Origin of the sequence: Arthrobacter sp. AZCC_0090 (assembly GCF_014207375.1) — a bacterium.
GTDB lineage: Bacteria > Actinomycetota > Actinomycetes > Actinomycetales > Micrococcaceae > Arthrobacter.
In genome coordinates this window covers 220,075-232,042 of record NZ_JACHEE010000004.1, presented here as the reverse complement: position 1 = coordinate 232,042, position 11,968 = coordinate 220,075, and the positions used below count along the sequence as shown (strand labels likewise).

The following is an 11,968-nucleotide window of genomic DNA, read 5'->3' as shown; positions in this document are numbered from 1 at the left end:
CTGGCCGAGATAACGAAATTATTACTGCGGGGGTTAATCCCCTATAGTTGACTACTGGCGCCGATACCAAAGCGTTACCTGATCCGAAGCCTAGTTCTGCCAACGGATCGGGTGGATTAGTCCATTCATTGGCAGAAGCGGGGGAACCACCAGCGGCGGTCGAAAGACGGCCTTGGGGTGAAGTCCGCAGCGGAAGTGCACAAAGCGCAGAACCCTTTCCGGGGACTCTTCTGTGCTTCGAGGACTTCGTGCGGACCGGGTCCAAGAACTCTCTGACCCGAATCCGACAGCTAACTTCGCAGGCTTGCCAGAGAGGAAAACTTTGACCACGCAGAACACTAGGGGCCGCAGACGCGCGTCCGGTCCTACTGCTGAGCTGCGGACCACGCAAGTCGTTGCGCACGACCGACCCCGCGATCCGCATCGCGAAGTGCGCCGCCGCAAAGGCCCCTTGCGGCAAATGGCCGATTTCGCCGCCGCGAGCGGTGCGGGACAGAAGGCTGGTGTCGCCCTCGCCGCCACGGGCCTCATCCTGACGGTTGCGATGCCTGGTACGGGCGCATTGACGGCCACTGCGGAATCGAATCAGGCTTCGGCTGCTTTGACGGGGACGCAGCCCGAGATTCCGGCTGCGGCCAGTGCCACGATCGATTTCAGCCGCGCTGCGGTATCCACCACGGCGGATCCTGATAGCAAGCTCAAGCAGCTCTTGAGCGCGCAGTCCGTCGGCAGCATCAAGACGTCGTCCTCCAAAGGGACCCTCGGGGCTCCGTTGGACACTCTGACTACGGCCTCGCCGTTCGGTTACCGCGTGAACCCCATTACGGGAGGCTTGGGGGAGTTCCACCGTGGCCAGGACTTTGTGGCCCAATGTGGCACCCAGGTGCACGCGGCTGCCGCCGGCAAGGTTACTTTCGCGGGCTGGCACCCATATGGCGGTGGAAACCGCATTGTGGTGGACCACGGCAACGGCCTGGAAACCACGTATAACCACTTGTCCTCGTTCAACGTCCAGGTGGGCCAAACGGTCAACCGTGGCGACGTCATCGCATTGAGCGGCACAACTGGCGCCTCGACCGGCTGCCACCTCCATTTTGAAGTCATGGTCAACGGCGATGTCGTTGATCCCCTGGGCTGGCTGTAAGCCAATCCGATGGCCGTCTCTCGCATGCTTGTCACGCTCCGTGACCTGAATGTGACATTCAGCCAAAACTCATGTACCGTCTAACTCGCATCAACTTTTAGAGAGTTGATGCACTCGGGTGGATTGCCTAGCTCTGCCACTGCCCGAGGTTCCGTTCGCAAAACATCGTCTGGCAGAGGCGGGGGACCCACTTTTGGTCATCTTCACCGATGGCCTTGGGGTTAAGTCGCACTTGTTTCCCACGGGAAGCATTGCGGCCGGATGACTCCCATCCGAATCCGACAGCTTACCTCGCGGGCATAGGGAGAGGCCTTTTAACGTGTCTTCACGCTCTACTCTTGCGCGCCACCGCGCCGCGGTCACCAAGACCAACTCGCTTGCCGTCATCGCTAAGACCGTCGGCAGCAATGCCGGTGGCGTAGGCCGTCAGGCAGCAGTTATCGCTGCTGCGTCCGGACTGGTCCTCACTAGCGGTATCGCAGCCAACGCTGCCGAAACCAACGTTCCCCGCGAGTCCACTGCGACGTCCACCTTGGAAGTCCAGTCCATCGCCCAAGCCAGTATTGCGGCCGATTCCTCGGTCGCCATCAAGTACGAGCGCCCGGTGGTTTCCACTGAAGCTGCTCCGGTTGTCGAAGCTCCGGTTGCCGTTCAGGAGGCTGTCGCCGCTCCCAAGACCGGAACCGCTGCGGGCACCGCAACGCTTTCTGTTTCCGCCGCTGTATCCCCCGCCACGAAGGTTGCCAGCGGCAAGGGCGCAGCAATTGCTGCCGCAGCTTATGCGCAGCTCGGCGTTGCCCAGGACTGCACCGCCCTGGCTTCGAACTCCCTGGCCGCTGTTGGCATCAACTTCCACGGCTGGCCGGCAGACTACCTCTCCCTTGGCCGCACGGTCAGCGCTGCTGAAGCGCAGCCGGGTGACTTGGTTTACTACCAGAACGGTGGCATGGGCATGGCCCACATCGCCGTTTACGTCGGCAATGGCATGGCGGTCCACGGCGGCTGGAACGGTGGCACCACTGCCCTGTACAGCGTCAACATCGGCTCCGGCCCGGTCTTCATCCGCGTTGGTGGCTAATAGCTTCGTCTGAATAGTCTTACTGGAACATCCCCGCTGGTCAGCCCGCGGGGATGTTCTGTTTTAGCCAGCATGCGCTACCTCACGTCGCCCTACATCACGTCCCCAGGGGTCTGCCGGGGCGAGTCCGGGCGCGCTGTCCTTGGGTGTTTGGAGGTTCCCGCCACATGTCCGGCACATGAACTTTGCCCGACACAGCGCCTGAACCCACCCACGGATTCGTTGATCTGGCCTCTCCGTGTTTACTCTTGTGGTGTCGATCCACAGCCCGTACATGCAGAGGGCAGCCGGCCCTCGCGCCCCTGACGGGTGCGGCCGTGAAGAGGTACGTGCATGCGCACACTCGTTCTGAATGCTGGATATGAACCGCTGGCGGTAGTCACCTTCCGCCGGGCGCTGGTCCTTGTGCTCACCGGAAAAGCGAGCGTAGTGGCCGAAGGCGACGAGCCTGTCGTCGGGCCACAGGAGATTCTCGGACGTCCCTCCGTGATTCTGCTCAATCGCTACATCCGGCCGAGGTACAACACGATCACGGCGGTTACACGCCGCGGCGTCTTGCGCCGCGACGGTCACCGTTGCGCCTACTGCGGGAAAGCAGCCCACACTATTGACCACGTCCACCCCAAATCCAGGGGCGGCGCGGATTCCTGGGAAAACCTGGTGGCGGCGTGCCTACGCTGTAACAACGCCAAGAGTGACCACACACCGGCCGAGATGGGTTGGAAACTGAGGTTCACTCCGGCGGCGCCCACCGGGACTATCTGGCAAATCAAGGAGCTTGAGAAACCTGCGCCCGCATGGGATCCCTTCCTCCTGCCCGAATCGGCGGCCTGAACCGGAACTGAGACTGCTTCCCGGGTAATCTGGGCTGGTGGACTTTGATGCGGTGATCTTGGCGGGTGGCAAGTCCTCCCGCCTCGGTGGCGTGCCAAAAGCCCAGTTGACGTACGACGGCGCCACGCTCCTTGAGCGCGCCCTCGCGGCCGCGTACGGGGCCGGGTGTGTCGTCGTCGTCGGGCCGGATCCCGGCGGTTTACCGGAAGGCACATTGACCGCCCGCGAGGACCCGCCGTTCGCCGGACCGGCAGCAGCGATCGAAGCCGGACTCGCCGCGCTAGAGGCGCAAGACCGCCAGAGCCCGTCCACGAAGCACGCGCCCTGGATCCTCGTCATGGCGTGCGATATGCCCCTCGCCGGCGTGGCTGTTCCGGTTCTCCTCCGGGAACTTGCCGGTCGCCAGAACGCGGAAGGAGCCATGGCTGTGTCCGCCGATGGACGGAAGCAGCCACTGCTCGGAATCTACCGGCTCTCTGCTTTGCAACGGGAAGTGCTGGCCGCGGCAGAACAGGGTGGCCTGGCCAACGCCGCGGTGTTCCGCCTGCTTGCTAGGCTTGATCTGCTGGCCGTACCTGTTCCTGCTGGCTCCACCGATGATGTGGATACCTGGGACGATGCCGCGGCGCTTGGAGTGGACGGCGACCTGCCGTGACAAAAGCTGTACCGGACTGTGGAGGCGGATCGTGAAGACCCAGGAAGAAACGCTTGAGGAGTGGTGCAGGAGCCTGATGCAAGCATTTGAGCTTGAAGGCGTCGAAATCGACATCAATGAGATCTTGTCCTTGGCCGGCGTCGCGGCGCATTCAGTCGTTCGCCCGGCAGCTCCTTTGACCACCTTCATTGCCGGCTTCGCTGCCGGACTTGCAGCGGGTTCGGGCCAAGCGAGCGAAACCGCGTCGATGGATGCGGCGATGGGCCTGGCACGCACACTCGCCAAGGACTATACGAACCCGGGAACCGTCGCCGGATGACCGATGCCCCCGAACAGGGCGCCGAGAACCAGGGCGGCGAGGAACTGCGCGCCGAGAACCAGCACCCTCCCTCCGTGACCGAACCGGGCCCGAACGTTGAGCATGTCCCGCACGCTGACCACTTGTGGGCGGAAGCCCGGCAGCTTGCCTTCGACTGTGCCGCGCCCATTCCCGCCGCACCCGTTGCCCTGAAAGACGCGGTCGGCAGGACGCTGGCCGAAGATGTCCACGCCCTGCAGGACCTGCCGCACTACGCGTCTTCGGCGATGGATGGCTGGGCTGTCAATGGCGGCGGCCCTTGGATCCTCGCCGAGCCGGGCCACCGGCTGGCCCCACACCAGGCGAGTCCCATCGTCACCGGCGGCCTGATCCCGCCGGGGGCCAAGGCCGTGCTCCGCAGCGAGAGCGGGGTCCTGACTACGGACGAAGATGGCTTACCGGTCCTCGCGCTCGGCGGCAACGCAAAGCCTGGCGAGCCGCGGAACGGGCAACACATCCGGAATGCCGGAGAAGAAGCCGGGGCGGGCGAGCTGCTCATCAAATCCGGCGTTGTCTTGAACCCGGCCCACCTCGCGCTGGCAGCCCTCGCCGGCCGGGATGAACTGGACGTCCTGGGCAAGCCCGTCGTCAAACTGCTCTTGACCGGCTCCGAAGTGGTGACCGCGGGTGTCCCGGCCCCCGGCCGAGTGCGGGATACCTTCGGTCCCCAGCTTGGCGCCGTCGTCGAACTCCTTGGCGGGATCCGCGGCGGGCAGCTCAAAGTGGGCGACTCTTACGACGAATGGCTCGCGGGTCTCGAGGAAGGCGAGTTGTCTCCGGACACGCCACCCGCCGACGTCGTCATCACCACCGGGGGAACGGGCCGTTCGGGGACGGACCACTTCCGGCGGGCCATTGCGGAGCTCGGCGGCCGCTTGCTGATTGATGGCATTGCGATGCGGCCGGGACATCCCGCCGTCTTGGCCGAATTGCCGGACGGGCGTTTTGTGCTGGGGCTCCCCGGCAACCCGCTCGCGGCAATGATGGTTCTCTTCACGATCGGCGCTCCGCTGCTCGCGCGGCTGGGGCACGGAAAGCTGCCCGAGGTGGGGGAGGTGCCTTGCGGTGCAATGCTCGACGCCGACCCCGGCCGGACGCGCTTGCTTCCTTTCCGATTCGTGTACGGATTGGCCTCACCGGCACAACACGCCGGGCCGGGGATGATGCGTGGCCTCGCGAGTGCGGACGGAGTCATGGTGGTACCGCCTCACGGTGTGCAACTGGGCGAGGCAGTGCCCGCTTTCCCCTTGCCCTGGGGGCCGCCGCTTCCCCAGCCTAAGTCTCCGGAGGACATAGCCAAGAAGCCTCCTGCCAGGCCAGCGCGCAAAGTTCCGTCTGGACCGGTGGACTGGAGTGCCCTGACCGGTTGAGAATTTCGGGCGCCAAATGGACACGGGTGGAATCGTGAGTCACGCCTTGCAATGATGGGGACATGAACAGGCATGCTCCCGAGCAGGACATCAATGAAGATGACCTTCAGATCCACCCGCCCAAGCGCTCCGCCGCCGGTGTCAAGGCTGTCACCGTGGCATTGGAAAGGGGTTGGGCCCAAGCCGGTGTGAGCCGGACCGTCAAGTCGATGCTGCGCGTCAACCAGCGGGACGGTTTCGACTGTCCAGGTTGCGCCTGGCCGGAGTCCATTACTGGAAAACGCAGCCCCGCCGAGTTCTGCGAAAACGGGGCCAAGGCCATCGCCGAGGAAAGCACAACCCGCGTGGTCGATGCGGCGTTCTGGGCCCAGCACTCCCTGGCCGAGCTTGAAGGCAAGACCGAATACTGGCTAGGCAGCCAAGGCCGCATCGCCGAACCCGTTGTCATCCGCTCCGGCGACACCCACTATTCGCCGATCAGCTGGACGGATGCTTTCAGCCTGATCGGCGAGCACGTCAATGCCACTACGCCGGACCGCTGCGTGTTCTACACCTCGGGGCGCACGGCCAACGAGACCGCGTTCATGTACCAGCTCTTCGCACGGAGCCTCGGCACCAACAACCTCCCTGACTGCTCGAACATGTGCCACGAGTCGTCCGGCAGCGCGCTCAACCCGACCATCGGCATCGGCAAGGGCACTGTCTCCCTGGAGGACATCCACGAAGCGCAACTGGTGCTTGTTGTGGGCCAGAACCCGGGCACGAACCATCCGCGCATGCTCTCCGCCCTGCGCGATTGCAAGAACAATGGCGGCAAGGTTGTCGCAGTCAATCCTTTGCCGGAAGCCGGGCTGCTGAATTTCAAGGATCCCCAGTCGCTCAATGGCGTGGTTGGCGGTGGCACGGACATCGCCGATGAGTTCCTGCAGATCAAGGTCGGCGGCGACCTCGCCCTGTTCCAGGCATTGGGCCACCTCCTGCTGGAGGAAGAGAAGCGGCAGCCGGGCACGGTGGTCGATCGCGCTTTCATCGAAGCACAGACCGACGGCTTCGAAGCCTACGCCGAAGCCCGGTCCACGCTGGATTGGGCCGAGACGGAACGCGCGACGGGCCTGAGCCGCATCGAAATCACCAAGGTGGCCGGCATGCTGGCCGCTTCGAAGGGCACCATCATTTGCTGGGCGCTGGGCCTGACCCAGCAGCCGCACTCCGTGGACACCTTGCGGGAAATCATCAACCTGCTGCTCCTGCAGGGAAACTTCGGCAAGCGTGGAGCTGGAGCTTGCCCCGTCCGCGGGCACTCCAACGTGCAGGGCGACCGCACCATGGGCATCTGGGAGAAGCCCTCGGAGGGATTCCTCGCAGCCTTGGACAAGGAGTTCGGATTCGCGATGCCGCGGGAACACGGCTACGACTCCGTGGAAACCCAACACGCCTTGGAGAAGGGCGACGTTGATGTGTTCGTCTCCATGGGCGGCAACTTCGCGGCGGCGGGTTCGGATACCGTCGCTCTAGAGGAAGGGCTCAAGAGGGCCGGGCTGACGGTGCACATCTCCACCAAGCCCAACCGCGCCCACGCGGTGCACGGCAAGACGTCCCTGATCCTGCCTACCCTGGGCCGAACGGACACGGACGACAAGCACCCCGGTGGAAAACAGTTCCTTTCCGTGGAAGACTCCATGTCCGTCATCCACTCCACCCAGGGCCGGCTGACCCCGGTCTCGGAGCACTTGCTCAGTGAACCCGTCATCGTCGCACGGATGGCCCAGGCAGTCCTCGGCGATGATCATGCGGTGAACTGGCGGGAGATGGCCGAGGACTACGACGTCATCCGGGACCACATCTCCCGGGTGATCCCCGGCTTCGAGGACTTCAACGCGCGTGTCCGCACCAAGAACGGCTTTGTGCTTCCCAATCCACCGCGCGACACCCGGACATTCGCCACGGATATCGGCAAGGCGCGCTTCACCGTGAGCCCGCTGGAATATCTTGAAGCCCCGGCAGGCCACCTGATCCTCCAGACGGTCCGCAGCCACGACCAGTACAACACCACGTTCTACGGGCTCGACGACCGCTACCGGGGCATTTCCGAAGGCCGCAGGGTCATCCTGGTCCACGAGGACGACCTCGGCGAACTCGGCTTCGAAGACAGGGACCTGGTGGACGTGATCTCCACCTTCGGTGGAACCGAACGCCGGGCGGACAAGTTCCGGCTGGTCGCCTACCCCACGGCCAAGGGTTGCGCGGCCGCGTACTTCCCGGAGGCCAACGCCTTGGTGCACCGGGAGCTCGTGGCACGTGAATCCAATACGCCCGGCTACAAGGCCATGACGGTGCGCTTCGTCAAGCACGGGGAAGCCGTCAAGCACGGGGAAGCCGCCGAGACGGTGGGTATCTGAGATGGGACGGGTGACCCAGCGCCGCAAGGTGCACAAGTTTGTCCTGGACGGTTCAGCCCAGGCGTTGGAGCACCCGGTCCGTTACCGCGAGGACTTCCTGGCTGTCGAAGAACCGCTCGAGGTACGCCTGGGGCACATGTCCTTCTCCGTGACCATGAGGACCCCTGGCGACGACTTTGACCTCGTGGCGGGCTTCCTGGTCTCCGAGGGCGTCATCTGGGACCCGGCCCAGCTGATTTCGCTGCGCTTCTGTGCCGGCGAGGACGAGAACGGCGTGCAGACCTTCAATGTGGTGGAGGCCCAGTTGCGGCCCGACGTCGTCCTGCCGGAGACGGGCCGCAACGTCTACACCTCCAGCTCGTGCGGGATCTGTGGCACCGACTCCATCGAGGCAGTGCGCAAGTCCTCGCACTTCAGCCCGGCGGACGATGCCCTGCGCGTGCCGGTGGAGGTTCTCGCCTCGCTGCCTGACCGTCTCCGTGAGGCGCAAGCGGTCTTTGACAAGACCGGGGGGGTCCATGCTGCCGGTCTCTTCAAAATCCACGACGACGGCGAGCCTGAGCTGTTGTGCCTGCGCGAAGACGTGGGCAGGCACAATGCCGTGGACAAAGTGGTGGGCTGGGCGTTGCGCGAAGGACTGTTGCCCCTGAGCGGCACGGTCCTTCAGGTCTCCGGAAGGGCGTCCTTCGAGCTCGTCCAGAAGGCTGCCCTCGCCGGAATCCCGGTCCTTGCCGCCGTGAGCGCACCCTCCAGCCTCGCCGCGGAACTCGCCCAGGAGACCGGACTGACGCTGGTGGGTTTCAGCCGGGGGACCAGCCTGAACGTGTACACAGGAAGTGGACGGGTGGGCGTTCCAGCAAACATCTAGGGACTTGTACGGATAGTCGTCAATCACTTGGTAATTGCTCCGGAACAACGTAGATTTTATCCATCGAATGGAATCGTTGTTTCCCCGAACAGTAACCTTGCTTAGTAGGCTGCTTGTAACGGTATGGAAGCATCTCAACCCAGCCCAGCGCTAAAGGGGACCTGAATTGCACGACGACCGCCTGATCACTGAGAAGCGGCTCGAACGTTTTGTCCGGGAGCGGATAGCCCCCGCCATTTATGGCCGCGCGTTGCCTTTGGAATTGAGTAGCTGGGATGTGCCGGGGGAACCGGTTCCGGTTTCCGAGGCCCTCCACCAGGTCTTTGAACCCCAGGCGCACGGCGCTGCGTGGGGCAAGGCATGGAGCACCAAGTGGCTACGGCTCCGGGGCGAGGTTCCCGAGGGCTGGGGAGTGGCCGAAGGCACCACGGTGGAGATTGTGGTGGATCTCGGCTTCAGCAACGATGCCCCCGGATTCCAATGCGAAGGCATTGCCTGGCGACCAGACGGCACCATCATCAAGGCAATCTCTCCCCGCAACCAGCACGTCCCGCTGAAGCTCCTCGGTGGTGGCCTCTCGGTGGACTTTTACGTCGAAGCCGCCGCCAATCCTGATCTCACCCAAGGATGGAGTTTCGCGGCAACACCTCTGGGGGACAAGTCCACGTCCGGGGACGAGCCTCGGTATCGGCTGGGACGCATAGCCATAGCCGAACTCAACGAGATGGTCTGGGAGCTCTACCAAGATGTCTGGACCCTCAGCGGACTCATGCACGAACTGCCCTTCGAATTGCCACGGCGGCACGAAATCCTCCGCGCCTTCGAACGCATGCTGGATGTCATGGATCCTGATGACGTTGCGGGTACCGCGGCCGCCGGCAGGGAAGCCCTCGCCGAGGTTTTGAGCCGGCCCGCGTACGCCTCGGCCCACGAACTGCTGGCCACTGGCCACGCCCACATTGATTCAGCCTGGCTGTGGCCGGTCCGTGAAACCATCCGCAAGTGCGCCCGCACCTTCTCCAACGTTGTCGCCCTCATGGATGAGAACCCAGACTTCGTCTTTTCCTGCTCCTCGGCGCAACAACTGGCGTGGATGAAGGAGTTCTATCCTGAACTGTTCATCCGGATCCGCGAGAAAGTGAAGGCCGGGCAATTCATGCCGGTGGGCGGCATGTGGGTGGAATCGGACACCAACATGCCCGGCGGCGAGGCCATGGCCCGCCAGTTCGTCGAGGGCAAGAGCTTCTTCCTCCAGGAGTTCGGCATCGACTGTCAGGAAGCTTGGCTGCCTGACTCCTTCGGATATTCCGGGGCCTTGCCCCAGATCGTCAAATCCGCGGGATCCCGATGGTTCCTGACCCAGAAGATCTCCTGGAACCAGGTCAACAAGATGCCCCACCACACCTTCAACTGGGAGGGCATCGACGGCACGCGGCTTTTCACTCACTTTCCCCCCGTGGACACCTACAACGCCGAGCTTCATGGACGCGAACTCGCGCACGCCCAGCGCAACTATCGGGAGCATGGCCGGGGCACCATTTCCTTGGTCCCGTTCGGCTATGGCGACGGCGGTGGCGGACCCACGCGCGAAATGGTCGCCGCAGCTCACCGCACGGCTGATCTGGAAGGCTCGCCGAAGGTACGCATGGGAACCGCGAAGGAGTTCTTCACACAGGCCGAGGCCGAATACCACAATCTTCCGGTCTGGGTGGGGGAGATGTACCTCGAGCTGCATCGGGGCACCTACACCAGCCAGGCAAACACCAAGCAGGGCAACCGCCGCTCGGAGCACCTGCTGCGGGAAGCAGAGCTTTGGTGCTCGACGGCGGCCGTGCGGACAGCCGGCTCGTTCACCTACCCGGCAGCGGACCTCAAGCGCTTGTGGCGACTTGTGCTTTTGCAGCAGTTCCACGACATCCTGCCGGGCAGCGCCATTGCGTGGGTGCACCAGGACGCCGAGCGGAACTATGCCGCGATCGCCCGGGAACTGGAAGCCATCATCGCGACCGCCGCCGCTGCCCTGTTGGGTAAGGGGGACACAATGTTCCTCCTCAATGCGGCCCCACATGAGCGAAACGGCGTACCCCCACTCGCCGCCGCCGAAGCGGTTCACTCGGATAGCCCCGTCAATGTCACGGAACGGGCCGGTGGCTACGTTTTGGACAACGGCATCATCCGCGCCGTGCTCGACGCCAACGGACTGCTGATTTCCCTCGTGGACTACGCAAGCGGCCGGGAAGCCATCGCTCCCGGTCAGTTCGGCAACCACCTTGAACTCCACCGGGATACGCCCAACGAGTGGGACGCGTGGGACATCGACGAATTCTACCGCCGGAACGTCGTCTCTGTAGTCGAGGCGCGTTCGGTGACGCTGGAGCGCGCAGGCTGGGACGCCGTCGTCGTGGTGGAGCGGACTGTCGGTTCCTCCACCATCACACAGCGCATTTCCCTCGAAGCGGGCGCGGAGTCCCTCGGAATCTCCACCACTGTGGACTGGCAGGAACGCGAGAAACTGCTGAAGATCGGGTTCCCGCTGGACGTCCGTGCGGACCGTTCCGCTTCCGAGACCCAGTTCGGACACGTTTTCAGGCCCACCCACACCAACACGTCGTGGGAGGCAGCCAAGTTCGAATTCTGCGCCCACCGCTGGATCCATGTGGCTGAACCCGGCTACGGTGTGGCCATCACCAACTCATCAAGCTACGGGCATGATGTCACCCGGACCATCCGCGACGACGGCGGAACCACCACCAACGTCCGCTTGTCCTTGCTGCGGGCACCCAAGTTTCCGGACCCGCAGTCCGACCTCGGTGTGCACGTCCTGGAACTGAGCATCCGGCCGGGCGCCAGCATTGGCGATGCCGTGGAAGAGGGATACCGGACCAATCTCAAGCCGAGGCTGCTGGCGGGCGCGAAGTCTGTGGAACCGCTCTTCACCGTGTTCAACCAGGCGTTGGTGGTCGAGGCAGTCAAACTGGCCGAGGATGGCTCCGGAGACGTGATCGTGCGGCTCTACGAATCGCTGGGAGAACGCTCCATAGGCATGATCACGGCCAACTTCGATTCCAAGGAGGTGCGCGCCGTGGACCTCCTGGAGCGCCCGGTCGAAGCTCCCGGCGTGACGCCCGGAGCTGGTGCCGCCGAACTCACCCTACGTCCGTTCCAGTTGGTGACCTTGCGCTTCAGCAGCTGAGCCGTGCTCACCCACCCAACTAACTCGCAGTTAATGTCGCTTTGGGGGCCAAAAACGACAACAAATGCG

The 11,968-nt window shown here is 63.8% G+C and carries 9 protein-coding genes and 2 riboswitches; all 9 genes read left to right on the top strand.

Features of this window, described 5'->3' with window-relative positions; all coding sequences use genetic code 11:
* Positions 1-108: 108 nt before the first annotated feature.
* A riboswitch (cyclic di-AMP (ydaO/yuaA leader) is annotated at positions 109-320 on the top strand.
* 2 nt (positions 321-322) lie between these two features.
* The 9 genes from HNP00_RS08350 to HNP00_RS08310 all read left to right on the top strand — a co-directional run bounded on the left by HNP00_RS08350 (position 323) and on the right by HNP00_RS08310 (position 11,899).
* The gene (locus tag HNP00_RS08350) at positions 323-1,144 is read left to right on the top strand and encodes a M23 family metallopeptidase (protein ID WP_184737861.1); all 822 of its coding nucleotides are present in this window, start codon (positions 323-325) and stop codon (positions 1,142-1,144) included.
* A gap of 131 nt (positions 1,145-1,275) precedes the next feature.
* A riboswitch (cyclic di-AMP (ydaO/yuaA leader) is annotated at positions 1,276-1,458 on the top strand.
* Between the two features lie 5 nt (positions 1,459-1,463).
* Positions 1,464-2,222, top strand: a complete 759-nt coding sequence (locus tag HNP00_RS08345; protein ID WP_184737859.1) for an NlpC/P60 family protein — start codon at positions 1,464-1,466, stop codon at positions 2,220-2,222.
* Positions 2,223-2,555: 333 nt separating this feature from the next.
* A complete protein-coding gene (locus HNP00_RS08340) occupies positions 2,556-3,056 on the top strand; it encodes an HNH endonuclease (protein ID WP_028266173.1) in 501 nt (166 codons plus the stop codon).
* A 37-nt stretch (positions 3,057-3,093) separates the two neighbouring features.
* Positions 3,094-3,711, top strand: a complete 618-nt coding sequence (locus HNP00_RS08335) for an NTP transferase domain-containing protein (protein ID WP_184737857.1) — start codon at positions 3,094-3,096, stop codon at positions 3,709-3,711.
* Positions 3,712-3,742: 31 nt separating this feature from the next.
* Positions 3,743-4,030: a DUF6457 domain-containing protein gene (locus tag HNP00_RS08330; RefSeq protein ID WP_184737855.1), complete on the top strand. Its 288-nt coding sequence runs from the start codon at positions 3,743-3,745 to the stop codon at positions 4,028-4,030.
* Positions 4,027-5,439, top strand: coding sequence for a molybdopterin molybdotransferase MoeA (locus HNP00_RS08325; protein WP_184737853.1), 1,413 nt, complete (start codon positions 4,027-4,029; stop codon positions 5,437-5,439). The genes HNP00_RS08330 and HNP00_RS08325 overlap by 4 nt, the downstream gene beginning before the upstream one ends.
* 62 nt (positions 5,440-5,501) lie before the next feature.
* Positions 5,502-7,838, top strand: coding sequence for an FdhF/YdeP family oxidoreductase (locus HNP00_RS08320; protein ID WP_184737851.1), 2,337 nt, complete (start codon positions 5,502-5,504; stop codon positions 7,836-7,838).
* A gap of 1 nt (position 7,839) precedes the next feature.
* On the top strand, positions 7,840-8,706 hold the full coding sequence (gene fdhD / locus HNP00_RS08315) for a formate dehydrogenase accessory sulfurtransferase FdhD (protein WP_184737848.1): 867 nt from the start codon (positions 7,840-7,842) through the stop codon (positions 8,704-8,706).
* Between the two features lie 166 nt (positions 8,707-8,872).
* Entirely contained in the window at positions 8,873-11,899 is a 3,027-nt protein-coding gene (locus HNP00_RS08310) for a glycoside hydrolase family 38 C-terminal domain-containing protein (RefSeq protein WP_184737846.1), read from the top strand.
* The last annotated feature ends 69 nt before the right edge of the window (positions 11,900-11,968 follow it).